At 66.2% G+C, this 24,785-nt stretch carries 29 protein-coding genes; 10 read left to right on the top strand and 19 right to left on the bottom strand.

What is annotated here, in order from left to right; all coding sequences use genetic code 11:
* Positions 1-17: 17 nt before the first annotated feature.
* From VLI63_RS08890 to VLI63_RS08870, 5 genes are read right to left on the bottom strand one after another with little or no spacing between them, the layout of a single operon-like run.
* Complete coding sequence (locus VLI63_RS08890) at positions 18-623, bottom strand: hypothetical protein (RefSeq protein ID WP_409156498.1); 606 nt, start codon at positions 621-623, stop codon at positions 18-20.
* Positions 620-1,201, bottom strand: coding sequence for a hypothetical protein (locus tag VLI63_RS08885; RefSeq protein WP_409156497.1), 582 nt, complete (start codon positions 1,199-1,201; stop codon positions 620-622). Before VLI63_RS08885 ends, VLI63_RS08890 begins: the two co-directional genes overlap by 4 nt.
* A complete protein-coding gene (locus VLI63_RS08880) occupies positions 1,198-1,569 on the bottom strand; it encodes a hypothetical protein (protein WP_409156496.1) in 372 nt (123 codons plus the stop codon). The genes VLI63_RS08885 and VLI63_RS08880 overlap by 4 nt, the downstream gene beginning before the upstream one ends.
* Positions 1,566-1,757 (bottom strand): DUF2273 domain-containing protein, encoded by a 192-nt coding sequence (locus VLI63_RS08875; RefSeq protein WP_409156495.1) that lies wholly within the window; start codon positions 1,755-1,757, stop codon positions 1,566-1,568. Before VLI63_RS08875 ends, VLI63_RS08880 begins: the two co-directional genes overlap by 4 nt.
* Positions 1,754-2,191: an Asp23/Gls24 family envelope stress response protein gene (locus VLI63_RS08870; protein WP_409156494.1), complete on the bottom strand. Its 438-nt coding sequence runs from the start codon at positions 2,189-2,191 to the stop codon at positions 1,754-1,756. Before VLI63_RS08870 ends, VLI63_RS08875 begins: the two co-directional genes overlap by 4 nt.
* Before the next feature lie 147 nt (positions 2,192-2,338).
* Here VLI63_RS08870 and VLI63_RS08865 point away from each other — a divergent pair, with 147 nt between their 5' ends.
* The 8 genes from VLI63_RS08865 (at position 2,339) to VLI63_RS08830 (ending at position 8,914) form a co-directional block, all read left to right on the top strand.
* A complete protein-coding gene (locus VLI63_RS08865) occupies positions 2,339-3,505 on the top strand; it encodes a low temperature requirement protein A (RefSeq protein WP_409156493.1) in 1,167 nt (388 codons plus the stop codon).
* Positions 3,506-3,567: 62 nt separating this feature from the next.
* On the top strand, positions 3,568-4,443 hold the full coding sequence (locus VLI63_RS08860) for a tryptophan 2,3-dioxygenase (protein ID WP_409156492.1): 876 nt from the start codon (positions 3,568-3,570) through the stop codon (positions 4,441-4,443).
* Complete coding sequence (locus tag VLI63_RS08855; protein ID WP_409156491.1) at positions 4,443-5,381, top strand: hydrolase; 939 nt, start codon at positions 4,443-4,445, stop codon at positions 5,379-5,381. The genes VLI63_RS08860 and VLI63_RS08855 overlap by 1 nt, the downstream gene beginning before the upstream one ends.
* Positions 5,378-6,607: a kynureninase gene (locus tag VLI63_RS08850; protein WP_409156490.1), complete on the top strand. Its 1,230-nt coding sequence runs from the start codon at positions 5,378-5,380 to the stop codon at positions 6,605-6,607. The genes VLI63_RS08855 and VLI63_RS08850 overlap by 4 nt, the downstream gene beginning before the upstream one ends.
* 5 nt (positions 6,608-6,612) lie before the next feature.
* Positions 6,613-7,437: a PaaX family transcriptional regulator C-terminal domain-containing protein gene (locus VLI63_RS08845; protein WP_409156489.1), complete on the top strand. Its 825-nt coding sequence runs from the start codon at positions 6,613-6,615 to the stop codon at positions 7,435-7,437.
* 304 nt (positions 7,438-7,741) lie between these two features.
* Positions 7,742-8,158, top strand: a complete 417-nt coding sequence (locus VLI63_RS08840) for a cytochrome c oxidase subunit 4 (RefSeq protein WP_409156488.1) — start codon at positions 7,742-7,744, stop codon at positions 8,156-8,158.
* Between the two features lie 62 nt (positions 8,159-8,220).
* Positions 8,221-8,598, top strand: a complete 378-nt coding sequence (locus VLI63_RS08835) for an ArsR/SmtB family transcription factor (protein ID WP_409156487.1) — start codon at positions 8,221-8,223, stop codon at positions 8,596-8,598.
* 7 nt (positions 8,599-8,605) lie between these two features.
* Positions 8,606-8,914, top strand: a complete 309-nt coding sequence (locus VLI63_RS08830; protein ID WP_409156486.1) for a hypothetical protein — start codon at positions 8,606-8,608, stop codon at positions 8,912-8,914.
* A gap of 71 nt (positions 8,915-8,985) precedes the next feature.
* On the opposite strand, the gene VLI63_RS08825 is transcribed toward VLI63_RS08830, so the two are convergent.
* From VLI63_RS08825 to VLI63_RS08770, 12 genes are all read right to left on the bottom strand, one after another.
* The gene (locus tag VLI63_RS08825) at positions 8,986-10,200 is read right to left on the bottom strand and encodes an acetyl-CoA C-acetyltransferase (protein ID WP_409156485.1); all 1,215 of its coding nucleotides are present in this window, start codon (positions 10,198-10,200) and stop codon (positions 8,986-8,988) included.
* Positions 10,197-10,838, bottom strand: coding sequence for a CoA transferase subunit B (locus VLI63_RS08820; protein WP_409156484.1), 642 nt, complete (start codon positions 10,836-10,838; stop codon positions 10,197-10,199). The genes VLI63_RS08825 and VLI63_RS08820 overlap by 4 nt, the downstream gene beginning before the upstream one ends.
* The gene (locus VLI63_RS08815) at positions 10,838-11,617 is read right to left on the bottom strand and encodes a CoA transferase subunit A (RefSeq protein WP_409156483.1); all 780 of its coding nucleotides are present in this window, start codon (positions 11,615-11,617) and stop codon (positions 10,838-10,840) included. Before VLI63_RS08815 ends, VLI63_RS08820 begins: the two co-directional genes overlap by 1 nt.
* Positions 11,610-12,791: an alpha/beta fold hydrolase gene (locus VLI63_RS08810; RefSeq protein WP_409156482.1), complete on the bottom strand. Its 1,182-nt coding sequence runs from the start codon at positions 12,789-12,791 to the stop codon at positions 11,610-11,612. The genes VLI63_RS08815 and VLI63_RS08810 overlap by 8 nt, the downstream gene beginning before the upstream one ends.
* A complete protein-coding gene (locus VLI63_RS08805) occupies positions 12,788-14,116 on the bottom strand; it encodes a lyase family protein (RefSeq protein ID WP_409156481.1) in 1,329 nt (442 codons plus the stop codon). The genes VLI63_RS08810 and VLI63_RS08805 overlap by 4 nt, the downstream gene beginning before the upstream one ends.
* Positions 14,103-14,657 carry a protocatechuate 3,4-dioxygenase subunit alpha gene (pcaG, locus tag VLI63_RS08800; RefSeq protein ID WP_409156480.1) on the bottom strand — a complete coding sequence of 185 codons (555 nt, stop codon included), beginning with the start codon at positions 14,655-14,657 and terminating at the stop codon, positions 14,103-14,105. The genes VLI63_RS08805 and pcaG overlap by 14 nt, the downstream gene beginning before the upstream one ends.
* On the bottom strand, positions 14,654-15,406 hold the full coding sequence (pcaH, locus tag VLI63_RS08795; protein WP_409156479.1) for a protocatechuate 3,4-dioxygenase subunit beta: 753 nt from the start codon (positions 15,404-15,406) through the stop codon (positions 14,654-14,656). Before pcaH ends, pcaG begins: the two co-directional genes overlap by 4 nt.
* A gap of 2 nt (positions 15,407-15,408) precedes the next feature.
* Positions 15,409-16,593 (bottom strand): 4-hydroxybenzoate 3-monooxygenase, encoded by a 1,185-nt coding sequence (locus tag VLI63_RS08790; RefSeq protein ID WP_409156478.1) that lies wholly within the window; start codon positions 16,591-16,593, stop codon positions 15,409-15,411.
* 85 nt (positions 16,594-16,678) lie between these two features.
* Positions 16,679-17,437: an IclR family transcriptional regulator gene (locus tag VLI63_RS08785; protein WP_409156477.1), complete on the bottom strand. Its 759-nt coding sequence runs from the start codon at positions 17,435-17,437 to the stop codon at positions 16,679-16,681.
* A gap of 108 nt (positions 17,438-17,545) precedes the next feature.
* Complete coding sequence (locus tag VLI63_RS08780) at positions 17,546-18,637, bottom strand: ABC transporter substrate-binding protein (RefSeq protein ID WP_409156476.1); 1,092 nt, start codon at positions 18,635-18,637, stop codon at positions 17,546-17,548.
* Positions 18,638-18,699: 62 nt separating this feature from the next.
* Entirely contained in the window at positions 18,700-19,596 is an 897-nt protein-coding gene (locus tag VLI63_RS08775; RefSeq protein WP_409156475.1) for an ABC transporter permease, read from the bottom strand.
* On the bottom strand, positions 19,593-20,405 hold the full coding sequence (locus VLI63_RS08770) for an ABC transporter ATP-binding protein (RefSeq protein ID WP_409156474.1): 813 nt from the start codon (positions 20,403-20,405) through the stop codon (positions 19,593-19,595). The genes VLI63_RS08775 and VLI63_RS08770 overlap by 4 nt, the downstream gene beginning before the upstream one ends.
* A gap of 214 nt (positions 20,406-20,619) precedes the next feature.
* Here VLI63_RS08770 and VLI63_RS08765 point away from each other — a divergent pair, with 214 nt between their 5' ends.
* Both VLI63_RS08765 and VLI63_RS08760 read left to right on the top strand, forming a co-directional pair.
* On the top strand, positions 20,620-22,224 hold the full coding sequence (locus VLI63_RS08765) for an ATP-binding protein (RefSeq protein ID WP_409156473.1): 1,605 nt from the start codon (positions 20,620-20,622) through the stop codon (positions 22,222-22,224).
* Positions 22,221-22,922 (top strand): response regulator, encoded by a 702-nt coding sequence (locus VLI63_RS08760; RefSeq protein ID WP_409156472.1) that lies wholly within the window; start codon positions 22,221-22,223, stop codon positions 22,920-22,922. Before VLI63_RS08765 ends, VLI63_RS08760 begins: the two co-directional genes overlap by 4 nt.
* 6 nt (positions 22,923-22,928) lie before the next feature.
* Here the strand turns inward: VLI63_RS08760 and VLI63_RS08755 are convergent, their stop codons facing one another.
* Complete coding sequence (locus VLI63_RS08755) at positions 22,929-23,921, bottom strand: NADP-dependent oxidoreductase (RefSeq protein ID WP_409156471.1); 993 nt, start codon at positions 23,919-23,921, stop codon at positions 22,929-22,931.
* A gap of 37 nt (positions 23,922-23,958) precedes the next feature.
* On the bottom strand, positions 23,959-24,738 hold the full coding sequence (locus tag VLI63_RS08750; protein ID WP_409156470.1) for an alpha/beta fold hydrolase: 780 nt from the start codon (positions 24,736-24,738) through the stop codon (positions 23,959-23,961).
* Positions 24,739-24,785: the final 47 nt, after the last annotated feature.

The raw sequence follows: 24,785 nt of genomic DNA, 5'->3' as shown, positions 1-24,785 counted from the left end.
GCCGACGGCGCGGCGCGCTACTGGAGGCGCGTGGTCGAACTGATACGGGCGCGGAAGCCGCCGCTCACCTGCACCGATGCGAGCACGGGATGGCCGAGCAGCGTCTCGAGCGAATCCAGTGCTGTTTCCACGGTGTCCACGATGTCTTTCGGTGACACCCCTCGACGGGCGGTGGCCGACACCTTGAGCACCGGCGTGCGACGCACCCGGTAGGTGGAGACATGCGAGGAGACGAGCTCCGGATGCCCGTCGAGCGCATCCTGCACGAGCTGTTCGGCGACCTTCGAGTCCACGATCGTCGACCCCTCTGAGGTCGGCGCATCGTCCACGAAGCGCCCCGTATGACCGTGTCCCTGCCGGAAGATGAAGGCCAGCAACAGGATCACGATCACGGCGAGGGCTGCCAGCACGGCGATCCACCACCAGTCGATGGTCGTGCCCGCGAGCGGAGCGGAGGCGAAGAAAGACGAGAGGTTCGCGCGGACCCCGGGAGCGAGATCCTTCCAGGCGCCGCTCACGGTCGGGATGCTGCCGACCGCGATGGCCGCGCCGCCGACGGCGAGGAGCAGCACGCCCACAAGCACGATGACCACGCGGTTGAGTGCGCGATTGGTGTTGTTCATGCTCCGACCTTTCCGGATTCGGCGACGATGATCTTGGCGCGGATGCTCCGCCGCAGGCTGTACCCGTGCAACTGTTCGTCGACCGCGGCGATGACGGATGCCCGGTCGACAGGCAGTCCGGAGGTCGGAGTCAACCGCACCACCGCCTCCCGATGCGAGACGCTCACGCGCACGCTGTCGGGGTCCACGTTGCCGGCGCGGGCGGCGTGCCGGGCGAGCGCGGACGCGATCACCTCGTTGTCGACGATTGCGGCACTGCGCTCGGTCACGAGCACGTGCCGGGCGGTGCGGCCTGGAGCGAGGGCCGAGATCACGAGCGCGAGTCCGATGAGGGCGACGATCGCTCCCACTCCGATCACCGTCGCCACGGGGTATCCGGGAACGTCCACGAGGAAGTCCGCCGCGGACCGCGGGTCGGCGAGCAACGGCGGTTGCGAGGCGAGGGCGAGCACGATCTCGGTGCCGACCAGCACGCAGGCCAAGATCACGATCACGGCAAGCGCGATGGCGAGGGCCGAGCGCGGCGAATGGGTCTCGCGCCGGGTGATGCGGCGATAGAGACTGCTCTGGTTGCTCATCGAACCCTGTCTTCCTGCCGGATGTCGGCACTCTGCAACCGAACAACCACGCGGGCGACGCGATAGCCGGTGAGATCATTCACTCGCGAACGGATCTGCCCCTGAGCGCGAGAGGCGCGCTCGAGGATGCTTCCTCCGGTGCGCGCGACCACCTCGGCATCGGCGGTCACCCGATCGAGGGAGACGGAGCGGATAGCGCTGCGCACGGTCAGCACCAGCTCGCCGCGCTCGTCCGAGAGGTCGACACCCACGTTCTCGGCATCCACCCCCAGCGCCGAGGCGCTCACGGCCGAGGCGACCCGGCCGAGGGCTCGCGCGCTCACTCTGGTGCGACCGCGGGCGCGGTCAGCGGTCTCCACTGTCGTCATGACGAGGAGCGCTTGCCTCGAAAGACTTCGACGAGACTGCTGAGGTCGAGCCTTCCGTCGACCACGCGACCGACCACGGCGCCGATCGCCATGGCGACGGCGACGAAGAAGAACGCCCAGAAGCCGACGATCGCCCAGGTGAGGACGAGCACCGCTCCGATCAGGATGCCGCTCTTGGTCGAGGTCACAGGACTCGTGCCTCGACCTGGTCGTCAGCGTCATCCGAAGGCAGGTGCACGTCGTTGACGGTCACGTTGACCTCGGTGACCTCCATGCCGACGAGGGTCTCGATCGCGCTGATGACGGCGGAACGCACACCGGCGGCAACGGTCTGCAGCGGAACCGGGTACTCGGCGACGATGCTCACGTCGACGGCGACCTGGGTCTCGCCGACCTCGACCTTGACACCCTGGGTGAGGTCGGTGTTGTTCATGGCCTCGCGGATGGCGCCGAGGGCACGGGCCGCTCCGCCACCGAGTCCGTAGACTCCGCTGACATCGCGGGCCGCGATGCCCGCGACCTTGGCGATGACGGCGTCGTTGATGACGGTCTTGCCGGTGCTCGTGGCTGCGGTCGTGACCGAGGGGGTCGAGACGTTCTGGGGGCTGGTCGTGTTGGCCATGGGGGTGTCTCCTCTAGATGTGAAAGCCCGGAATACGGGTGGCATTCGGGCCATTTCGTTGTATTCATAGAGGAGACGTACGTCGACGCCGATTCGTCACGCCGAATCGCAAAACTTTTTGAGCGGAGTTTGCCGATGGACCAGAGTGTGATTTCCCGTCTGCCGACGATGGGAGTCGGGCGCACCGACGACCAGTCCCAGGCGGTGACGCCCCTCGAGCTCTTCTACGACCTCGTCTATATCTTCGCCGTGGGCCAGCTCTCGCATCACCTGCTGACCAACCTGGATTGGAAGGGCGCCGCAGAGACCGGAATCCTGCTCGTGGGCGTCTTCGCGGTCTGGGCATTCACCAGTTGGGCGGGCAGCCTGCTGGACACGTCGCGCCTGCCCGTGCGCGCGTTCGTCATCGGCACCCTCTTCCTCGGACTACTGATGAACACCACTATCGGCGAGGCTTTCGGCGACCGAGGCGGGCTGTTCGTCGGCATCTATCTCGCCTGCCAGGTGTCGCGGAGCATCTTCGTCGTGTTCGCCGGCGTCGACACGATCATGCAGGACCATTTCTTCCGGATGCTCGGATGGACCGTGATCACGGCGCCGTTCTGGATCATCGGAGCTCTCGTGGAGGGCCAGCCCCGCCTCATCCTCTGGGGGATCGCGGCGATGGTGGATGTGATCGCGACCCTGTTGTCCCATCCCGGACTCCGCCGCCGCACGGAAACCCGCAACTACGAGTTCGCCGGGGAATACCTTCTCGAGAGGTGTCGGCTCTTCTTCCTGATCGCGCTCGGAGAGACAGTTCTGACGTCGGCGGGGGTCTTCACGCAGGAGCCCCTCACCCCGATCCGACTGGTCGCCCTACTCGTGGCGATAACCGGAACTGCAGCGATCTGGTGGAGCTATTTCGTGCGCTCGGAGGAAGAGGCTCTCGACGTGCTCGAGGAGACCGATGACGAAGCGAAGATCGGCCGGAATGCGATCTATGCCATCGCGGTCATGCTGGCCGGGCTGGTGCTCGCCGCCGTCGGTGACGAACTGAGCATCGCGCATCCGGATGGCGAGCCGTCGCTTGCCGCCAGCATCACGCTGTTCGGCGGGCCGGCGCTCTACGTGTTGGCCCAGGCCGTCTTCCAGAAGCGCACAAAGGGGCGCGCGGTCTCCTCTCGCCCGATTGCCCTCGTCGCGTTCGCGGCCGGAGGGGTGGCGTCGCTGTGGCTGCCGACACTCCTCGCCGCGTCCCTCGCCACCGCGATCATGATCGGGGTCGCCGCACATGACAGCGTGATCGAGGCGAGAGAGAAAGCTGCTCGATGAAGGTCATGTCAGATTCGTGACGTTCGTCTAGTTATTGAGATGCAGACTGCTATCGTGGCGCGATGACCAGTGAACGCGACCCGGCGGAGATCATCGCCAACACCCGCGAGCTCGAGACGAACATCGTCACCGACTTCTCGGAGCAGCTGAGTTACGGCGAATACCTCGCGCTCGACGAGGTGCTGAACGCCCAGCACCTGCGATCGAAGCCGGCTCACCACGACGAGATGCTGTTCATCATCCAGCACCAGACCAGCGAGCTCTGGTTGAAGCTCATGATCCATGAGCTGAGGTCGGCGCGAGCGGCTCTGCAGCGGGACGACCTCGGCACCGCGCTGAAGCGCATCGCGCGGGTCAAGCACATCCAGGTGTCGATGACCGAGCAGTGGTCCGTTCTCGCCACCCTCACGCCCTCGGAATACGTCGAGTTCCGCCGCTTCCTTGCGACGTCATCCGGATTCCAGTCCTACCAGTACCGCGCCGTCGAGTTTCTGCTCGGCAACAAGAACGCGAAGATGCTCGACGTCTTCGCCGCCGAACCGGAAGCGCAGGCCATCCTCGGTCAACTGTTGGAGGAGCCGACGCTGTACGACGAGTTCCTGCACTTTCTGGCCCGCGCCGGTTTTCCGGTTCCCCTCGCGGTGCTGGAGCGCGATGTGACCCTCGCCCATGTCTTCACGCCGGAACTCGTGCCGCTATTCGTGTCGATCTACCAGTCTTCGAGTGACAACTGGCGCGTCTACGAGGCGTGCGAGGAGTTCGTCGATCTCGAAGACAACTTCCAACTGTGGCGCTTCCGCCACCTGCGCACCGTGTCTCGCACGATCGGCATCAAGAGCGGCACGGGCGGCTCGAGTGGGGTGCAGTTTCTCGAGCGCGCCCTCAGCCTCACGTTCTTCCCCGAGCTCTTCGCCGTGCGCAACGAGATCGGCGCGTGATGGCCTCGATGCGCGCCGGACGCGCACTGATCGACGAGCGCTGGATCGACGGGACGATCCTTCCCGGATTCTGCGACAGCCATGTGCACCTCGCACTCGTCGATGCCGCAGAGCTGATGCCCCGGGGCATCGCCCGGGTGATCGACCTCGGCTGGGACCCGGATGTCGGGCGCCACTGGCCCGCGCTGGCAGAGTCCGGCGGCCCCGGCGTCGATATCGCCGGGGCGATCCTCACCTCCCGGGGAGGATATCCGGGATCCTCCGGATGGGCTCCTTCCGAGGCAGCACGGGAGATCAGCACCGCGCTGGAGGCAGAGTCCGCGATCGCCGATGTCCGTGCCATCGGCGGCCGGGTGGCGAAGATCGCCCTCAACAGCGCGGCCGGCCCCGTGTGGAGGGACGACCTGCTCGAGGCGGTCGTGTCCATCGCACACCGATCCGGGCTGCCCGTCGTCGCTCACGCGGAGGGCGCCGGTCAGGCGGCGCGGGCTCTCACCGCGGGCGTCGACGCCCTCGCCCACACCCCGTGGACCGAGGAGCTCGACGACGAGCTGCTGCGCAGCATGGCCGAACGGATGTCGTGGATCTCGACTGTCGACATCCACGGCTACGGCTCCCGCGGCACCGACTTCGACCGTGCGATGGGCAACCTCGAGAGGTTCGCCGCCGCCGGGGGACGCGTGCACTACGGCACCGATCTCGGCAACGGCCCCCTGCCGACCGGACTGAACCACCGCGAGCTCGCGGTTCTCGCTGCGGCGCTTCCGAGCGCCGAATCGGTGATCGAATCTCTCGCCGGATTCCTTCCGCCGCTCTCACCGCCCCTCACCGCATCCTTCATTCCCGGGCCGGCATACGACCAATCCGCCGACCTCATCGACTGGCTCCGCACCAGCACGGTCGTACCCATCACCCACCTCGAGGAGACCCCCGCATGACCATCGACACTCCCCTGCCCACCGGCCGTGAACTCGACGAGACGGATCCGCTGGCCGAATTCACGCGTCGCTTCATCCCGAGCGACGAGGTCGTGGCCTACCTCGACGGCAACTCTCTCGGGCGCCCCCTCTCGGTGACCGTCGACCGGGTCTCGGAATTCATCACCGGCGCATGGGGCTCGCGACTCATCCGGTCGTGGGATGAGCAGTGGATGGAGCTCCCCTTCAGCCTCGGAGACTTCATCGGCAGAGTGACCCTCGGCGCCGCCGCGGGCCAGACCCTGGTCGGCGATTCGACGACGGTGCTGCTCTACAAGCTCATCCGGGCGGCGGTTGACCTGCACCCGGAGCGCACGGAGATCGTCATCGACACCGACAACTTTCCGACGGATCGCTACATCCTCGAAGGAGTCGCCGCCGAGCGCGGGCTCACCCTTCGCTGGATCGAGGCCGACCCGCAGGGCGGGGTGACGGCAGAGCTCGTGCGTGCCGTCGTCAGCGAGCGCACCGCGCTCGTGGTCCTGAGTCAGATCGCCTACCGCTCGGGTTACGTCGCCGACGTGCCGGCAATCACCGAGGTGATTCACTCGGCCGGCGCGCTTGTTCTCTGGGATCTGTGCCACTCGGCCGGGTCCGTGCCGGTGAAACTGGACGAGTGGGGCGTCGACCTCGCGGTGGGGTGCAGCTACAAGTACCTCAACGGCGGGCCCGGAGCGCCCGCTTTCGCCTACGTGACCTCGGCACTGCAAGACTCGCTTCGCCAGCCGATCTGGGGATGGATGGGCGCCGACAACGTATTCGCGATGGCCGACGGCTTCACGCCGGCGTCGGGCATGCGACGGTTTCTGAGCGGCACCCCTCCGGTGCTCGGCATGGTGCCGATGCACGACATGCTCGAGCTGATCGAAGAGGTCGGGATCGACGCGATCCGCGCGAAGTCCCTTCGCCTCACCGACTTCGTGATCCGGTGGGCAGAAGAGCATCTCGCCGAATTCGGCGTGACCGTCGGCGGACCGCGAGCCGACTCCGAGAGGGGAAGCCACGTGACTCTGCTGCATCCGCAATTCCAGAAGGTCACCGGGCTGCTCTGGGAGCGGGATGTGATCCCGGACTTCCGCTTTCCCACCGGGCTCCGCATCGGGCTTTCGCCGCTCAGCACGAGCTTTGCCGAGGTGGAGCTCGGGCTGGAGAGCGTGCGGGACATCCTGCGGCACCTGGTGCCATGAGCCGGATGCCCGACGATGCGGAGTCGCGACCGGGCAGCGCGACCTCGCTTGTGCGGTCCGTCATCGGTCTCTATCTGCGGCGCCTCGACGGGTGGATCGCGTCGGCCGACCTGATTGCACTGCTCGAGGATCTCGGGGTGCCCGCGGCTCTCGGTCGCACGGCGATCGCCCGGGTCAAGCAGAAGAATCTGCTGGTCTCGGAGCGCAATTCCGGCGCTGCGGGCTATCGACTGGGTGAGGACGCCGCCGCCATGCTGCGGGCCGGGGATCGGCGCATCTTCGCACCTCGGCGAATGGCGGCCGGCGACTCGTGGTGCCTTCTCTCGTTCTCGATCCCCGAGCACGATCGCGCCCTGCGGCACCAGCTGCGGCGCCGCTTGCGCTGGATCGGCTGCGGGACCGTCTCGCCCGCACTGTGGATCTGCCCCGCATTCCTCGCTGGGGAGGTCGAGGAGATCCTCGACGAGCTCGCGCTGCGAGAGCACTCCACCGTTTTCATCGCCACGGATGCCCGCGGGGCGGCATCCTTGCGCGATTCGGTGGCGACCTGGTGGGACCTCCCGCGAATCGCCGCCCTGCACGAGGGATTCATCGCCGAATCATCCGGCCTGCTGTCAACGTCACCGACCGACGGCGCCGATGCCTTCAGCCGTTACGTGCGCGGCATCGACAGCTGGCGCCCGATCCCGTATCTCGACCCCGGACTCGGCGTCGAGCTGCTGCCGGCGCACTGGGCGGGCGATCATAGCGAGCAACTCTTCGCCAGACTCGGCGCGCGGTTGGCCGAGCCGGCGCTCGCGCACGTGTTGGCGCGCGTCGCCCCGAACTGATCGGCGGGTTTCCTCCCGCTGACTGCGCAGCCGCCTCATCCCGCAACCCGCCACATGCCCGGCCCGCCTCACCGACCCACCTCACCGACTCGCCTCATCCCCGGTCCGCCTCATCGCCCACTGCCGTCGAGTTGCCCGAAATCGCTGCAATTCGGTGGGATAGCGACGATTTCAGGCAACTCGAAGGCGGTCTGACACCGTGCCGGTTCTGCCCGGCCGGCCTGACGGGGTGGACACTCTCGAATGCCTGCCCGTCCGCTTTGCGATATGATCATTTTATTAATCCATAAACAAGGGATGATTCATGCGCACAGTCAGTCGACTGATGTGGCTCCTCGGGGCCAGTTTCGTCACCGTCGACGGGGTGTACCTCTTCTGGAGCCTGCGGGCGGAGAACTTCGAACTCATCGGCCTTCTCACCATCGGACTCTCCGGCGCGCTCTGCCTCCTGCTGGCGTTCTACTTCGGCCAGGTCGTCAAGTCCGCCGGGGTGAACGTCTGGGCCGAAGACCGCGAGGATGCCGAGATCGACGACGGGGATCCCGAGGTCGGCTTCTTCAGTCCGTGGAGCTGGTGGCCCGTGCTGCTCGGCGCCGCAAGTTCCCTCGTCGTGCTGGGACTCGCGATCAGCGCCTGGATCGTGCTGATCGCCGTGCCGCTGCTCGTGGTCTGTGTCATCGGTTGGGTCTACGAGTACTACCGCGGCAACTTCGCGCGATGACTGTCGACGAGGGGACGATCGCGCGGCTTGATGAAGCTGTCAACTCATGGAATCGTGAGGGCATGTCTGAATACACCGACGCCCATCGCCCGCTCTATGAGGTGAAGGCCAACCTCTTCAAGGGGCTCGCCCACCCGGTGCGAGTGCGCGTGCTGGAAGTCCTCGCCGGGGGCGACGACGTGTCGGTGGCGGATCTCCTCGCCGACACCGGCCTCGAGGCATCCCACCTGTCCCAGCACCTGTCGGTGCTTCGCCGGCACAATCTGGTCGTCGCAGAGCGGCGTGCCAGCCAGGTCTTCTATCGGCTGGCCTATCCGAAGGTCGCCGACCTGCTCTCCATTTCGCGGGCGCTGCTGGTCGAGATCCTGCAGACGACACAACAGCAGCTGGCGTCGACGGTGCGCATGGCCCAATTCTCCGACGACGATCGGCCACGATAGGAACCCCATGCAACTCCAGCTACTGATAGACCGGATGATCGACCAGGCCCTCGACCTCGACCCGGCCGGCTCGTACAGCATCCTGATCGGCAACTCTCCCGCGACCGATCTGGACTGGCCCAGAGGCAAGAAGATCTACCGCTGGTGCCCCGTCGTGCAGACGCGACTCGTGCCCAACTACACCGTGGTGCTCGCGCCCTCACCCGACAACCTCCGCACCGCCAACCTGATCGAGTTCCACGGGCGTATCCTCAACGGGGATGTCACGCGCTACACGATCCGCCCGTTCTCGTCCTCCGGCCCGGTTCTGCCGTAGTCTCGGAAGGGGTTCGCTGCATTCCGTCGACGGTCATTCGTGCCACCCCAGGGACCTGGGCTCGGTGAGCGTCAGACCCGCTCGAAGACCGCCGCAAGCCCCTGTCCGCCGCCGATACACATGGTCTCGAGCGCATACCGACCGCCGCTGCGCTGAAGCTGGCGCGCGAGTCCGGCGAGGATGCGCACCCCCGTTGCACCGATCGGATGCCCGAGCGAGATACCGCCGCCGTTCACGTTGACGCGCTCCCAGTCGGCATCCCCGAATCCCCACTCGCGCGTGACGGCGAGCACCTGCGCCGCGAAGGCCTCGTTCAGCTCGATGAGGTCGAGATCCGCGAGCGTCAGCCCGGCCCGCTCCAACGCGAGCGCGGTCGACGGGACCGGACCGATTCCCATTCGGGTCGGATCGACTCCCGCCCTCGCCCAGGAAACCAGGCGAATGAGCGGCACGAGTCCCAGTTCCGCCGCACGCCGTGGCGTGGTCACGATGCAGGCTGCCGCAGCGTCATTCTGGCCACTGGAATTGCCCGCGGTGACGGTGGCATCCGCATCACCTTTCATCACGGGTCGCAGAGCGGCGAGCGCTTCGATTGTCGAGTCGGCGCGGGGATGCTCGTCGACATCCACCACCACATCGCCCTTTCGACCCGGCACCGTCACGGGCACGATCTCGTCGTCGAAGAGCCCGGCCCGCTGCGCCGCGACGGCACGCTGGTGGGACCGCAGCGCGAGGGCATCCTGCTCTTCGCGCGGGATGCCGTAGTCGCGCCGCAGGTTCTCCGCCGTCTCGACCATGCCGCCCGGCGTGGGGTGGTACTTCCCCCCTGCTGTCACGCGTCCGCGACTGAGCGCGTCGTGCAGCATGAGGCCAGCCCCGGAGAATCCGCGCCTGGCATCGACCGTGTAGAGGGGGGCATTGCTCATCGATTCGACGCCGCCGGCGATGACGAGTTCGCTCGCGCCGACCTGGATCTGCATCGCGGCATCCAGCACGGCCTGCAGGCCAGAGCCGCAGCGCCGATCCAGCTGGTAGCCGCCGACGGTCACCGGGAGTCCCGCATCGAGCGCGGCCACTCGCGCGATGGGAGGGGCCTCTGAGGAGGGATACCCCTGCCCGAAGATCACGTCGTCGACGTGGGCGCCGTCGAGTCCGCTGCGGGCGACGAGCTCCTCGAGCACGCGGGTCGCAAGCGAGAGAGCGGAGACGGATGCCAGGGAGCCTCCGAACCTCCCGACCGGGGTACGCAGCGGCTCGCAGATCACCACCTCCCGCAGTTCGGTCATCGCTCTAGTGCGATCGTGAGGGGTGCGCCGGTCGCCGCGACAACCTCATCGACGGTGACCCCCGGTGACGTCTCGACGAGCACGAGCCCGTCGGCGGTGACGTCGATGACCGCGAGCTCGGTGATGATGCGGTCAACGCAGCGCACGCCGGTGAGCGGGAGGCTGCACGTCTCCACGATCTTCGCCGAGCCGTCTTTTGCCACATGCTCCATGAGCACGATCACGCGGTCGGCGCCGTTGACCAGGTCCATCGCGCCGCCCATGCCCTTGATGAGCTTGCCCGGTACCGCCCAATTCGCGATGTCGCCGGCGACCGAGACCTGCATGGCGCCGAGTACGGCCGTCGCGATGCGGCCGCCGCGGATCATTCCGAAGCTCGCGGCGGAATCGAAGTAGGACGAGCCGGCGAGCACGGTCACCGTCTCCTTGCCCGCGTTGATGAGCTTCGGATCCGCCTCGCCCTCCCACGGATACGGCCCGACCCCGAGGATGCCGTTCTCCGAATGCAGCACAACGGTCACCCCCTCCGGGATGAAGTTCGGGATGAGCGTCGGAAGCCCGATCCCGAGGTTCACGTAGCTGCCGTCGTGCAGCTCGAGGGCTGCCCTTGCCGCCATTTCGTCGCGGGTGAGTGCCATCAGTTGTCTCCTCGCTGCCGGACTGTGGTTTTTTCGATCGGCAGCTCGGTCGCCTGCTCGTGGGTGAGCTGCACGACGCGGTCGACATAGATACCGGGCAGATGCACCTGGTCCGGGTCGAGTTCGCCCGGCTCGACGATCTCGTCGACCTCTGCCAGGGTGATCCGACCCGACATCGCGGCGAGAGGATTGAAGTTGCGGGCCGATTTCTCGAATACGAGGTTGCCGTGACGGTCGCCCTTCGCGGCCCGTACGAACGCGAAATCCGCTCGGATGGCCTCCTCGAAGACGTACTCGCGCTGCTCGCCGAGGGCACCGAGCACGCGGGTCTCCTTCGCCGGGGACTGCACCGCTACCGAGCCATCCGCCGCATACCTCCACGGCAGTCCGCCCTCGGAGACCATCGTGCCGACCCCGGTCGCGGTGAAGAATCCGGGGATGCCGACGCCGCCGGCCCGCAGCCGCTCGGCGAGGGTTCCCTGCGGTGTCAGCTCCACCTCGAGCTCGCCCCCGAGGTACTGGCGCGCAAACTCCTTGTTCTCACCGATGTACGAGGCGATCACCCGGTCGATGCGCCCAGCCGAGAGGATCTCGCCGAGCCCCCAGCCATCCACGCCGCAGTTGTTGGAGATGACCTCGAGATGATCGGTTCCCTGCGCGAGTAGCGCCCGGATCAGCACGATCGGGACGCCGACGAGTCCGAATCCGCCGACCGCGATCATCGATCCGCTCGGGATGTCGGCAACCGCAGCGGCCGCCGATTCGTAGGTCTTATCCATGGGTCTCCTTCGTATCGATTTCGGCAAAGATGTCTCGGGCGATCGCCAGCGCGCGGTTGGCCGGAGGAAGCCCGGCGTAGAGCGCGGTGTGAAGCATCACCTCGGCGATCTCGCTGCGGGTGAGGCCGTTGGTGAGCGCTGCCCGAACATGCATCGCGATCTCGTGCTCATGGCTGCCGGTCACGAGGCTGGCCAGGGTGGCGATGCTGCGATCCCGTCGGGACAGCTCCGGTCGACTCCACACGTCTCCCCAGGCGTACCGGGTGATGAATTCCTGGAATCCGGCCGTCTCGGCGGTGATCTTCGCGTCCGCGGCGTCGACGTGGGCGTCACCGAGCACAGCGCGCCGGGTGCGCACCCCGCGGGAGTGCAGGTCACCGCCGGAGGCGAGCAGGTCGGCGAGGATACCGGCGGCCTCGACGGGCCTCTCAATGGCGGCGAGGTGGGATGCGTTCGGGATCTCCACGTAATGCGCCCCCGGTATCCCCACAGCGAGATGCGCGACCGCCTCCGGTGTGGTGACCGGATCCTCGCTGCCGCTCACTGCGATGGTCGGCACCGAGATCGTCCCGACGTCGGCGGTGCGGTCGAAGTGGGCGAGCGCTCCGCAGCAGAACGCATAGGAGGCGTCATCGGTCTCGGAGAGATCCTTCAGGATCGCGGATGCGACAGCCGGTTGCCGTGCGATGAAATCGGCGGCGAACCAGCGTGCCGGCGTGCCGGAGACGAGCGAGGGGGTGCCCTGGCTGGTCACCTGGGCGAGGCGATCGATCCAGGTCTGCTCGGTGCCGATCTTCGCATCCGAACAGAAGATCCCGAGACTGAGCAGGCGATCCGGATGGCGGAGGGCCAGCTCGATGCCGATGGCGCCGCCGAGGGAGACGCCCGCGTAGTGGAAGCGACCTCCGCCCGCCTCATCGACGAGCCTCAGCACGGAATCGGCGAGTTCCGCCATCGTGAACGGCTCCGTCGCTGCCGGGCTGGCTCCGTGCCCTGGCAGGTCGAATCGCAGGACGCGGGTCGCCCGGCGTCCACCGCTCGCGGTGAGCGCGGCGACGGCCGGACTCCAGAGCGAGCTGGTCGTGCCGAGCGACGGGCCGAGCACGAGCAGCTCGCTCGAGGTACTCGAGGGGTCTGCCGGATCGATCGTGCAGCGGATGAGGGGAACAGTCATCGGGCGCTCCTCGTGTGGTGTGGTGACGCGTGATATCGGGAAAGGGCGGCGTCGACTATGAGGTCGGCAGTGGCGTAGACCGACCCAGGAGAGAGGTCGACGACCCTGCCCTCGAGTTCTGCCGCGAGAGCGGCCCCGAACGACAGGTCGGCGGTGCTCAGCTCGATCGCGCGGGTGACGACGGTGCCCGCCGCGGCGCGACCGAGATCAGGGACGAGCTGGGAGATGGCGTGTTCGGCCCAGGCGATCCCGCCATCGGAGTCGACGGTGGCGCGCATCCGCTCCGTGTCCACCGAGAGTGCCGAGAGGAAGGTCGCCGTCGTCTCGCTGCTCTGCACCGCCAGTCGCAGCAGCGATCGGAGCGCGAGCCATTCTGCGTGCCAGGCGCCGGCGGGCCGCTCGTCTTCCGCCGCGAGGCTCGAGAACACCGTCGAGAGGTGACCGGGCGCCTGAAGGGCTGCCGACCTCACGAGCACCGCCGCTGTCGGGTTGCGCTTCTGGGGCATGGCCGATGACGACCCGCCGGAGCCCTCCGACAGCTCACCGATCTCGGTGCGAGCGAGCACGAGCACATCGGTCGCTACGCGGCCGAGAGCGCCGATCTCGAGAGAGAGGGAGGCCGCAAGGCGGGCGACGATGCTGCGCTCCGCCTGCCAACTTCGCTCAGGGTCGGCGAGACCGAGCCTCGCGGCGAGCGCCGCACGGAGGCGCGGACCGCTCTCCGCCGACCCGCCGAGATCGGCGAACGCGGTCCCGGTACCGACGGCCCCGGCGAGCTGCACGGGCAGGGCGAGTGAGTCGAGGGAGGACCGCGCCGCCTCGACGCCATCCAGCCAGGAGGCGGCCTTCACACCGAAGGTAATGGGGGCGGCATGCTGGGTGAGGGTGCGGCCGACCATCAGGCTGTGCCGATGGGTCTCAGCGAGGGCAGCGAGACGGGCCGCCGCGTCGGCGAGCGAACCGGAGACGAGCCCGAGGGCCCGCGTCGCGACGAGCATGAGGCCGGTGTCGAGGATGTCCTGGCTCGTCGCGCCGCGATGCACCCAGTCCCCGGCGCCGGCGTGGCTCGCCTCGGCCTGGGCGCGCAGCTGGGCCACGAGGGGGATGACGGGATTCCCCCCGTCCCGGTTGCCGCGGGAGATCTGCTCGAGGTCGAGGTGCGACACCTCGAATGAAATATCGGCGACCCAGTGGGGTGCGCCCCCGATATCGTGCCAGGCGAGCATCAGCGCCCGCTCGACCTCCACCAGCGCCGCGAGCACGGCGTCGTCGTCGACGCCCGGTGTCGCCAGCGGGTCGAGCAGGCCCCAGTCACGCACCCGCATCCACTCCGTAGTCGAAGAACACCGTCTCCTCAGCCCCCTGGAGGCGGATGTCGAACCGGTAGCTCGCTTCGCCGTCCGACTGGGCTACGAGCGTCGCCGCGCGCTCACCGAGCTCCTGCAGTAGGGGATCGGGGGCATCGTCTCCGAAATAGGCGCGGGTGAACAGGTGGTGGAGAAGCCCACGAGCGAAGATCGTGACCATCACATAGGGCGATGATCCGGCTCGCATCGGACCGGGCTTGACGGTGGTGAAGGAGTAGTGGCCCCACCCGTCGACCGCGGCGCGGCCGAACCCGGTGAAGGTGTAGCCGTCGCGGTGAAGACTGCCGCGTTCGGAGACCACCGATCCCGCGGCATCCGCCTGCCAGATCTCCACGACGGCATCGGGCACCACCTCGCCGGCTCCGTCGAAGACGGTTCCGTGCAGCCGGATCGTGCCGGGAGCGTGGGGAGGCAGCAGTCGGTCTCCCCCGTCGTACGGGAGCGCGTAGCCGAAGAACGGTCCGACGGTCTGCGATGGAGTCTGATGCAGGTCAGTCATCGATCGTCTCCCTCCTGCTCCATCCGGGTCGCCTTCGATCCGGTCAGCGCGATGTTCCAACGGTAGCCTGTCGCCCACTCGGGCTGCGTCACCTCGTGGTCGTAGGTGGCAACGAGGCGGTCGCGCGCGGACTGCTGCGTGATGGACTGGAGGATCGGGTCGAGCGCGAAGAGCGGATCCCCCGGGAAGTACATCTGCGTCACGAGCCGTTGCACGAACTGGTCGCCGAACAACGAGAAGTGGATGTGCGCCGGCCGCCAGGCGTTGCGGTGGTTCTTCCACGGGTACGGACCCGGCTTGATCGTGACGAAACGGTAGCTCCCGTCATCACCGGTGACCAGTCGGCCGGTACCCGTGAAATTGGGATCGAGCGGAGCCGGATGCTGGTCGCGCTTGTGCACATACCGCCCTCCCGAGTTGGCCTGCCACACCTCGACAAGCTGGTTGCGCACGGGACGGCCCTCGCCGTCGAGCACATGCCCGGTGACGATGATCCGCTCACCGAGGGGTTCACCGGAGTGCTGGATGGTGAGGTCGGCCTCCTGGGCGGTGACGTCACTGTGGCCGTAGACGGGAGACACGAGTTCGATCTCCTCGGGGTCGGCCCGCACGAGATCATTGAGCGGATGCCTCAGCATGCTGCTCCGATACGGCGTGAAACCGCGTTCCGGATGACCGCGCGAGGCGTCGCCGGCCTCGTGGGCCGCCGCGATCTCGGCCGAGATCTGCGACTGGGTGGGGAGTTCCACGATCAGATCCCTTCGATCGGAAGGCCGGTGTACTGCTCGGCAAGGGCCTGGAGGGCGAAGCGCGAGCCAGTGACGTAGTCGAGCTGACCGACCTGGCCACGGTACCGGCTCTGCGCCTCGGCACCGGTGCCCGTCGTGTGCAGCATCTCGGTCATCCAGCGGGAGAAATACTGCGTCTTCCACTGGCGCGAGAGCGCGCGTTCGCTGTAGCCCGCGAGCGGTCCGGCATCCCCCGCGTAGTAGGAGCTGAGGGCCGCGCCGAGCATCGCCACGTCGGAAATGGCGGCGTTGAGCCCCTTCGCGCCCGTCGGCGGCACGATGTGGCCGGCGTCGCCGACCAGGAAGAGTGCCCCGTGATTGAGGGTCGAGGCGACGAAGCTCCGCATGGGCGTGATCGACTTCTCGGTGATCTCGCCCTCGCGAAGGGTCCAGCCCGCCACTCCGAGCCGTTCGTGCAGTCCTTCCCAGATGCGTTCGTCGCTCCAATTGGCGATATCGTCATCAGGTTCGACCTGCAGGTAGAGGCGCGAGACGGCGGGTGAGCGCATCGAATGCATGGCGAAGCCTTCGGGATGCAGCGCGTAGATCAGCTCGTCCGTCGAGGGCGGGACATCCGCGAGGATTCCGAGCCAGGCGAATGGGTACTCCCGCTGGTAGCTCGTGATCGCACCGGACGGGATGATCGAGCGGCAGACCCCGTGGAATCCATCCGCCCCGATGACGAAGTCGGCGTCGACGGAGTAGCTCCGGCCGCCGTGCACGAAGTCCACCGAGGGGCGGGGGGTCTCGATGCCCTGCGGGAGCACATCGCTCGACTCGAAGTACACGGCCGAACCGGCCTCGTCATGGGCGAGCATGAGGTCGTTGACCACCTGTTGCTGGCCGTAGACCGTGACCGTGCGCCCGATCAGCTCGGAGAAATCGACGTGGTGACGGGCGCCCTCATACTGCAGGTAGATGCCGTCGTGCACGAGTCCGTGCTCGCGAAGACGGCCGTCGAGGCCGAGGGAGGCCAGCACGTCGACCGATGACTCCTCCAGCACCCCCGCGCGGATGCGAGACAGGATGTACTCGCGAGATCGTGCCTCGATGATCACGAAGTCGATTCCTGAGGCGGCGAGCAGGTGCCCGAGAAGCAGGCCGGCTGGTCCAGCCCCCACGATGGCTACGGTGGTGCGGATCTTCATACTGGCCTTTCGCAACGTCGGGATCGGTACGCTCACTCTGGTCCGTCTCCGACCGGCTCGGGAAAATACTTCCGCCCAGCGGAAGTCAGGAACGCCATCCCAGCGCCCGCGATATCCCGCGCGCGGCCACACTCACTGCGAGCGGGAACTGCGGATCGGCGCTGAGCTCGGCATGCGCCACGATCGAGACCGACGCGATCACGGCGTCGGTATGGTCGCGGATCGGCGCAGCGGCGGAGAACGAGTCTGCGGTCATCTCGTTGATCGAGACGGCGACGCCGGATGCCCGGATCCCGGCGAGACGCGGTCGCAGTTCGGCGGCGGTCGTCATGGTGTTAGGCAGATATTTGCGAGGAGCGGATGCCACCAGCTCGTCGAGCAGCTCCGAGGGCGCCCAGGCGAGGAGCACCAGTCCAACGCCGGTGGCGTGCAGCGGCAGCCGGGTGCCGACATCAGAAATGACGGGAACAGCCGAGCGCCCCGAGACGCGTTCGAGGTAGAGCACCCCGAGACCGTCACGCACGGCGAGGTGCACGTTCTCCCGGGTGAGGTCGTAGAGGTCCTCGAGAAAGGGACTCGCAACCGTGCGAAGTCGGCGCGCGGTCGGCGCGCGCACGCCGAGCTTCCACAGCCGCATGCCCACGCGGTAGAGGCCGTCGTCGCCGCGCACGATGCCGCCCCAGGCCACCCATTCCGCGACAAGTCGATGCGCGGTCGACAAGGGGAGTTTGGCCCGGTGTGCGATCTCGGTGAGGCTCAGCTCCGACGCGCCCCCGAACACATCCGCGATCGCGAACACCTTCTCGGCAACCGTGCGGTGGTCCTCGGAGCGGTTGCCGGACATGGAGCAAATCTAGCTGGCGGTTCACCGATGGCGTAAGGATGTGCCACGACAAGGGCCCCCCGAACCACCCGGACGGGTGGTGTCGAGGGGCCGCCTTTCTACGATGAATCAGCCCTTGGCTCCCGCGGGGGTCGTCACTGGCGTGATGCCCAACTGCTTGAGCGCCACATCTACGAAACTGTTGGTGAATGTGTCGCTGTACGTGATGCTGGAGGTGTCGACGCCGATCGCATTCTCCATTTGGAAGACGGTCTTCGGTCCGCCGGCGGGCATGAGGCCGTCGGGGAGGAACTGGCCGTAGTCCTGCTTGAGCGCCTTGACATAGTCCGCCTTGGAGATCGTCGCGTTTTGCACGAACGACTTCGGCAGCTTGTCCGCGACATCCTGGGCAGTGTGGGTGCTCATCCAGTGCATTGTCGCGGTGAGTGCCGTAACGACCTTTTGCACGACTGCCTTATGCGAGTTGACCCACGACTCCTGGGCCAGCAGGCCCGCGGCGGGCCAAGCACCGCCGAGGGCGGCATGGGCACCCTTTGTGCTCGCGAGATCGATCGCCGATGTCGCCAGCTTCTGTGATTCGAGGGCGCCGACGGTCGGCTGAGTGGTCATGACGCAGTCAGCGCTTCCGCGCTGGATTGCCGCGATCGCGGTAGCTCCGGCGTGTACCGCGATGGTCTGGTATTCGGTCTTCTTGACTCCAGCCTTCGAGGCGATGAACTGAGTCAGCTCATCGGTGCCGGAGCCGAGGTCGGTCACCCCGACGGTCTTGCCCTTAAGATCCGCGCCGGAGGTCACGTTCGACTTCGGGGTGCACATGATCCGCTCTCCCGGTGCTCCCGAGAGCTGGATCAGGTTGATGACCTTCTTGCCTTTGGCCTGGAAGTCGACCGAGTGGATGTACCACGCTCCAGAGAGATCCACTTGGCCGGAGACCATCGCCTCCTCTGCGCCGACGCCGCCGTTCTGCTCGGTCGAGAGTTGCATATCGACGCCGTACTTCTTGTAGTAGCCGAGGCTTTCCGCCAATTGATACGGGAGGTAGATCTGCTTGTCGATGCCTCCGACCATCATTTTTACGACTGGGAGAGTGGCGCTCGAAGCCGAGCTCGCGGTGGACGGGCTGCCACTGCACCCGGCGAGCCCCAGCGACACTACTGCTGCTGTGGCTGCGACGACAGCGACGATGCTGCGCTTGTTCATGTTGAGTGATTCCTTTCATGGTGCCGGAGGGATTCCGGCGGACTGGTGTGGAGCGGGGAAACTCAGATCGCCTGCGCCTCGTAGCGCGACGGCGGGCGCCACTTGAGCACGACCTTTTCGAGGAGGGTGATGAGGTACTCGGCGCCGAGCGTGACGACCGCGATGATGACCATGCAGGCGAACACCGTGTTCGGGTCGAAATGCCCCTGGGCCTGGCTGATGAGCAGACCGATTCCCTTCTGGGCTCCGAGGACCTCGGCAACCAGCGCGCCGATGATCGCGAAGCCGAATGCGGTGTGAAGGCTGGCGATGATCCACGTCATCGCCGAGGGGATGGTCACGTGCCGGGCAATCTGAAGGGGAGACGCGCCAAGCACACGCACGTTGGCGACCAGGTTCTGGTCGACCTCGCGAACGCCCTGGTAGGCGTTGAAGAAGACCGCGAAAAAGACCAGGACAGCCGCCAGCAGGATCTTGGGAAGGATCCCTAGGCCGAAGGCGACGATGAAGATCGAGCCGAGCACGATACGGGGGATCGAGTTGAGGATCTTGATGTACGGGTTGAGCACATCGGACAGGTACCGGTTGGATCCGAGCAGGATGCCGATGATGACGCCCGCAAACGTGCCGACCAGGAAGCCGTAGAGCGCCTCCTGGACTGTCACCCACAGATTTGCCCAGATCGTGCCGAATGCGGTGCCTTCCGTGAACAGGGTCACAAGACTGTTCCAGATGTCGCTCGGGCGGCCGTAGAAGAATTTGTCGACCCAGCCGACGGCGGTGAACCACTGCCATCCGCCGATCACGACGACGATAACCAGAGCGCGCCCGGTCCACACCCACCCCGTCCTGCGTGCGCGGGCACGACGCGCCGTCTCCTGCAGTGTCGACTGCAATGGGAGCAGCGGGATCGCGGAGGCTTCCGCCTGTATCTCGTTCTGCTGCCTGAGCACGCTCATGCTGCCACCGCCGACGACAGTTCATACGCCCGGGAGACTTCGTCTTTCAACGAGGCCCAGATCTGACCCTGGATCTCCTGGAACTGCCGCTCGTGGCGCAGTGTCTGCACGTCGCCGCGGGGGCGGGGCAGATCGATCTCGAAAGTATCCTTCACGGTGCCGGGGCTGCTGGTCATGATGACCACGCGGTCCGACAGCGTCACTGCCTCATCCAGGTCATGGGTGATGAAGAGCACAGAGGGGCGCAACTCCTCCCAGAGCTGCAGGAGTTCGCCCTGCATGATTGCCTTCGTCTGCACATCGAGTGCTCCGAAAGGCTCGTCCATGAGCAGGATGCGGGGCCGGTTGATCAGGGCGGCTGCCATTGCGACTCGCTTGCGCATGCCGCCGGAAAGTTGGTGGGGGTAGCGGTCCTCGAAGCCAGAGAGGCCGACTCGCCGCACCCAATCCAGCGCTATCTTCGTGGCTGCGGCCTTCGACGTGCCCAGCAGGATCGGGCCCATCATCACGTTGCCGAGCACCGTCTTCCAGGGAAAGAGCGAATCCGCTTGGAACATGTAGCTCACACCACTCGTGATGCCATCGACACGCTGGCCGCCGACCAGAACATGACCCTCGCTCGGGCGTTCCAGTCCTGAGACCTGCGCCAGGGTGGTGGATTTGCCACAGCCGGTCGGGCCGACGATCGCGCAGAATTGCCCTGGCTCGACGGCGAACGTCACGTCATCGATGGCAGTGAAGGTTTCGCCCTTGGGGGTCAGGTAGCGCTTGGTCAGGCCGACGATATCGATGCGCGCCGCATCATCCATTCCGCCTGTACTGGTGCTCGCTGTTGCGGGGGATGGCGGTGTGCCCATGCGCATAAGACCTCTCTGTCTGTGTGGTGCGTGTGTCAGGAAGCCTGCCGCCCTCCGTCTCCCCCTGTCGCGCTTGTGCACCAATCGCCTGTTCTGCGCGTTGCCCGGAGTTTCACGCATTCTGCTCACACGCGGGGCGCCTCGGTCGCGGCGATAATGGAGCGTGATGCGACGACGGATCCGACGACTCTCGAGCCAGATTTTTCTGGCGCAGTTGGTGATCCTCGTCGTCTCGCTCGCCGTGGGCTTCGCCCTTTTCGCCAATGCTGCTCGTGCCAACCTGGATCATGAATACCAGTCAAGAGCGGCCGCGATCGCGCAGACGTTCGCCGAGAACCCCTCGGTGAAGGACTGCATGGCGAACGAGGATCCTGCCTGCCAGCCGATGCTTCAGGACGTCGCCTCAGCAACAGCTCGCCGCACCGGCGCCTCGTACGTCGTGCTCATCGACATGCAACGAGTGCGACACAGCCACCCTGATCCCGAGCTCATCGGAAAAGCGGTATCCGAGCCCATCGTCGCGCTCGACGGAAAGGTGCACCTGGGGGTGAATGTTGGGGCAACCGGCATCAACGCCAGCGCTCGCGTGCCCCTGTATTCCGAGGCCCGAACCATGATCGGTGAGGTCTCAGTCGGCATCCGCGAGAGCTCGGTCTCAAGCGAACTCGTGGCGCAACTGCCCTCCTACGCCGTCTGGGTCGCCGCCGTGCTCATCATCGGCGCGCTGGCATCATTCGCTCTCGCCACGCTCCTGAAGCGCCGAACTTTCGGACTGGAGATCGATGAGGTGGCGAGACTGTTCCAGGAGCGCGAGGCGACTCTCCACGGCATCCGGGAGGGGGTGATCGCCAGTGATGCAGCGGGCCGGATCACCGTCATCAATGATGAGGCCCGGCGCCTACTCGGCCTGCAATCGGATGCCCTCGACCGTCGCCTCGACGAGGTGCTCGGTGCTGGGCCGCTCGCGGAAGCTCTCGCAGGCGACTCCGTGGTAACAGACGCGATCGTCATTACCGACGACCACTGCCTGGTCATCAATCGGATGCCCGTGATCCTGGCCGGACGACCACACGGGTCCGTGGTCACACTTCAGAATCGAACGAACCTGGAGGCGCTCACCCGCGAGTTGGATGGCGAGCGCAGTTTCACCGAGTCGATTCGTGCGCAGCAACATGAGTTCTCCAATCGCCTGCATGCGATTGCGGGCCTACTGGAACTCGGACGGCCGGAGGAAGCGTTCGACTACATCGAGGAGATCCGCGGCAGCACCGCCGACTTCGACCAGAACCTGCGCAGCTACATCGAGGCACCCCAGATCGTCGGCCTGTTGTTGGGCAAGGCGGCCGAAGCCCACGAACGTGGCATCGACTTCACCATTTCACCCGAAACCCGGCTGAGCGAGGCTCCGGGCCACGTGCAGGCGCTCACAACCATTCTCGGCAATCTCATCGACAACGCATTCGATGCGCTCGCGGAGAGCCGGCCGCCCCGCCGAGTCGGGGTGCGCGTTGTGGAGGCACCAGAATCGCTGGTGATCTCGGTGAGCGACAACGGGCCGGGCTTGCCCGACGGTGCGATCCCCCAGATCTTCAGCAACGGGTACACCACGAAACGGGGCTCGGTGGTTCGGCATATCGGCCTTGGCCTGTCTCTGGTCGAGAAAACGGTTGGCCGGTTCGACGGGTCGATCACCGTGTCAGAGGGGCCGGGTGCCACTTTCACTGTCGTTCTGCCGTTGACAGCGGTCCCCGCGCCGCAGGTGCACTCGTGACGAACAATCCCGTGACGGTCCTCGTTGTCGACGATGATTTCCGTGTCGCCTCCCTTCACGAAGCATTCGTGCAGCGGGTCGAGGGATTCACCGTGGTGGGCAAGGCTCACACCTCGGCTGAGGCGCTCGAGCTCGCGTCGGCCCTGAAACCCGATCTCGTGCTCATGGACATCTACCTCCCCGATGTGGACGGCCTGAGCACTCTTCAAGAGATGCTCCAGTGGCCGTCCCCACCCGCTGCGATGGTGATCTCGGCAGCGAACGACGTGGGCAATGTGCGCTCTGCCCTGAGGCTCGGGGTCACCCACTACCTGGTCAAACCGTTCAATTTCGCGCAGCTCGCGGAACGGCTCGGTGCCTTTCGCGCCACGTCCACGCAGATCGACGAGCTACCCGAGGAGGCGACCCAGGGTGACATCAACCACATCTTCGACCTGATGCGGCCCACCACAGCACCCTTGCGGCCGGAGCTCAGCAGACTCGCCCCGACTCTCAAGGGCGTGTACGACGCTCTCGATGCCAGCACGACAGCGCTGTCGGCCAGCGAGGTCGCTGAGGATCTGGGGATGAGCCGAGCCACCGCTCAGCGTTCCCTCACCCAGCTCGAACAAAGCGGCGCGATCGCGCTCGAGTTGCGATACGGCCGAACCGGCCGTCCTGAGCACCGCTATTCGATCCGCCGCCGAGCCGAACGGTAGAAGTCGCTAGATGGCGGGCTGCGGGAGTCGCTCTTCCGCGTACAGATTCCCGTGTTCGTCGCGCACAGCGAGCACGGTCTTGCCCGGGCCGTGCAACACCGAACTTTCGGCATACGCCGCGCGCCCCTCGGGCAGTCCATAGACCCGGGCGACGGTCGGACGGAGGGCGCCGGAGTCCACCAGGGATGCGATCGCGGAGAGTTCGGCTTCGTTCGCTTCCACGATGAAGAAGAAGGTCTGGAGGTCGCGGTCCCCGGTGAGAGCGGCATCCACGGGTTGGCTGAAGGTGACCAGCCGACCGCCGGCTCGAACGAGGCGAACGGCTCGCTCGCTCGTCGGGCCACCGACGGCATCGATGACGACATCCGCCTGGTCGAGCACATTGTTGTCGTTCGCATTGGTGTAATCCAGCGCGACATCCGCTCCGATTGCGAGTACGAAGTCGAGGTCGGCTCCCCGCGCCGTGGAGCTGACCGCTGCGCCGAAATAGCGTGCCAATTGCACTGCGAATGCGCCGACGCCACCGGCTCCACCCAGCACGACGACATGTTCGCCGGGTTGCAGCCGAGCGTGGTCGGCGAGCGCTTGCCACGCCGTGAGGGCGGCGAGCGGAAGCGTCGCGCTCTCGACGTGACTCACCGACAGCGGGCGGAGGGCAAGGTCTGACACGGGCACTGCGGCGTACTCCGCCGCCGCGCCGTCCCTGTTGAAGCCGATCCGCCCATAGACCTGGTCCCCGATCGAGAACCTGTCCACTCCCTCGCCCAGACCGACCACGACGCCAGAAACCTCATGTGAAGGAATCGTCGGGGTCCTGTCGCTTCCGTCTTCGCTTCGCCACGTCTCGTCCCACCCGAGCTCCGCCGGGGTGATGGCCGCGGCGTGTACCTCGATGAGCACTTCGCCGAGCGCTGCCACCGGCACTGGCGCAGATTCGTAGACCAGGGTCTCCGGTCCCCCTCTGCGGTGAGACCGCAGAGCCATCATCGTGTCCGCCATTTCTCTCTGCATTCTTGGCCTCACACTTCCTTCGTGGCTACGCGGTGAGTGTTTGTGAATCGAGCCAAGTCAGGCACTCCTCCGCCACTTCACGCCAACCGCTGTCGATGGTGAGCGAGTGCCCCCGATCGGCGAATTCGACGAGATCCGTGATGGCGGAAGAGTCCTTGTATTGCTTCAGGGTCGCCTTGGTAATCGCCTCCGGAACCGTGTGGTCCTTGCCGCCCATGATCAGCAAGAGTGGCCCTCGCGCCTGATTCTCGGTATTCACTTTCGCCGGTGAATTGTGCGAAAAATTCGCACCTGCCGCTTCGAACAATGGTTTTCCGGGCGAAGGGATGTTCCATGCTTCCCAAAGCGCTTCGGATTCCTCCGGGCTGACCGCGTTGCCGAACCCGTAGTGGAATTCGTCCGCCGAGAGCGATACTGCACGATGGGCATTCGCGGGATTCTTGAATACCGGAAGAGGCAGCACCCCCTTAATCTGAGCGGCGTCGATGGCGATGGCGGCGATGCCGTAGTTCTCACCGAGCAACTTTTCTGCGATCATCCCCCCAAAAGAATGTCCGATGATGATGGGCGGTCGATCGAGCTTCTCGATGATCGCCGCGAAATGCCCGGCGACCTCATCGATGCCGAACCCTGCGGCATCCTCGGGATGCGACCGTGCAAGTTCAATCGACTCGCTTTCGCCGGGCCACGTCGGCGCCATGGGTGAATATCCCCGCGCGGTGAACAGATCCACCCATGGCTGCCAGGAGGAAGCCCCGAGCCAGAGGCCATGAATGAAGACAACGGGAGTGCCGGTGGGGGCCATTGTGCATCCAATCGAGAGAGGGAGACTGCGTGCTCCCCATCGTGCCC

Source organism: Lacisediminihabitans sp. H27-G8 (assembly GCF_046156175.1).
Classification (GTDB): Bacteria; Actinomycetota; Actinomycetes; order Actinomycetales; family Microbacteriaceae; genus Lacisediminihabitans.
Note: the sequence above shows the minus strand (reverse complement) of the source record. Positions and strands in the feature narration are given on the sequence as shown.

What these genes read in the sequence shown, in the direction of transcription:
- VLI63_RS08890 (WP_409156498.1), bottom strand. Translation starts at nt 623, where the DNA reads ATGAACAACACCAATCGCGCACTCAACCGCGTGGTCATCGTGCTTGTG.
- VLI63_RS08885 (WP_409156497.1), bottom strand. Translation starts at nt 1,201, where the DNA reads ATGAGCAACCAGAGCAGTCTCTATCGCCGCATCACCCGGCGCGAGACC.
- VLI63_RS08880 (WP_409156496.1), bottom strand. Translation starts at nt 1,569, where the DNA reads ATGACGACAGTGGAGACCGCTGACCGCGCCCGCGGTCGCACCAGAGTG.
- VLI63_RS08870 (WP_409156494.1), bottom strand. Translation starts at nt 2,191, where the DNA reads ATGGCCAACACGACCAGCCCCCAGAACGTCTCGACCCCCTCGGTCACG.
- VLI63_RS08860 (WP_409156492.1), top strand. Translation starts at nt 3,568, where the DNA reads ATGACCAGTGAACGCGACCCGGCGGAGATCATCGCCAACACCCGCGAG.
- VLI63_RS08855 (WP_409156491.1), top strand. Translation starts at nt 4,443, where the DNA reads ATGGCCTCGATGCGCGCCGGACGCGCACTGATCGACGAGCGCTGGATC.
- VLI63_RS08850 (WP_409156490.1), top strand. Translation starts at nt 5,378, where the DNA reads ATGACCATCGACACTCCCCTGCCCACCGGCCGTGAACTCGACGAGACG.
- VLI63_RS08845 (WP_409156489.1), top strand. Translation starts at nt 6,613, where the DNA reads ATGCCCGACGATGCGGAGTCGCGACCGGGCAGCGCGACCTCGCTTGTG.
- VLI63_RS08840 (WP_409156488.1), top strand. Translation starts at nt 7,742, where the DNA reads ATGCGCACAGTCAGTCGACTGATGTGGCTCCTCGGGGCCAGTTTCGTC.
- VLI63_RS08835 (WP_409156487.1), top strand. Translation starts at nt 8,221, where the DNA reads ATGTCTGAATACACCGACGCCCATCGCCCGCTCTATGAGGTGAAGGCC.
- VLI63_RS08830 (WP_409156486.1), top strand. Translation starts at nt 8,606, where the DNA reads ATGCAACTCCAGCTACTGATAGACCGGATGATCGACCAGGCCCTCGAC.
- VLI63_RS08825 (WP_409156485.1), bottom strand. Translation starts at nt 10,200, where the DNA reads ATGACCGAACTGCGGGAGGTGGTGATCTGCGAGCCGCTGCGTACCCCG.
- VLI63_RS08820 (WP_409156484.1), bottom strand. Translation starts at nt 10,838, where the DNA reads ATGGCACTCACCCGCGACGAAATGGCGGCAAGGGCAGCCCTCGAGCTG.
- VLI63_RS08815 (WP_409156483.1), bottom strand. Translation starts at nt 11,617, where the DNA reads ATGGATAAGACCTACGAATCGGCGGCCGCTGCGGTTGCCGACATCCCG.
- VLI63_RS08810 (WP_409156482.1), bottom strand. Translation starts at nt 12,791, where the DNA reads ATGACTGTTCCCCTCATCCGCTGCACGATCGATCCGGCAGACCCCTCG.
- VLI63_RS08805 (WP_409156481.1), bottom strand. Translation starts at nt 14,116, where the DNA reads ATGCGGGTGCGTGACTGGGGCCTGCTCGACCCGCTGGCGACACCGGGC.
- pcaG (WP_409156480.1), bottom strand. Translation starts at nt 14,657, where the DNA reads ATGACTGACCTGCATCAGACTCCATCGCAGACCGTCGGACCGTTCTTC.
- VLI63_RS08790 (WP_409156478.1), bottom strand. Translation starts at nt 16,593, where the DNA reads ATGAAGATCCGCACCACCGTAGCCATCGTGGGGGCTGGACCAGCCGGC.
- VLI63_RS08785 (WP_409156477.1), bottom strand. Translation starts at nt 17,437, where the DNA reads ATGTCCGGCAACCGCTCCGAGGACCACCGCACGGTTGCCGAGAAGGTG.
- VLI63_RS08780 (WP_409156476.1), bottom strand. Translation starts at nt 18,637, where the DNA reads ATGAACAAGCGCAGCATCGTCGCTGTCGTCGCAGCCACAGCAGCAGTA.
- VLI63_RS08775 (WP_409156475.1), bottom strand. Translation starts at nt 19,596, where the DNA reads ATGAGCGTGCTCAGGCAGCAGAACGAGATACAGGCGGAAGCCTCCGCG.
- VLI63_RS08770 (WP_409156474.1), bottom strand. Translation starts at nt 20,405, where the DNA reads ATGGATGATGCGGCGCGCATCGATATCGTCGGCCTGACCAAGCGCTAC.
- VLI63_RS08765 (WP_409156473.1), top strand. Translation starts at nt 20,620, where the DNA reads ATGCGACGACGGATCCGACGACTCTCGAGCCAGATTTTTCTGGCGCAG.
- VLI63_RS08755 (WP_409156471.1), bottom strand. Translation starts at nt 23,921, where the DNA reads ATGGCGGACACGATGATGGCTCTGCGGTCTCACCGCAGAGGGGGACCG.
- VLI63_RS08750 (WP_409156470.1), bottom strand. Translation starts at nt 24,738, where the DNA reads ATGGCCCCCACCGGCACTCCCGTTGTCTTCATTCATGGCCTCTGGCTC.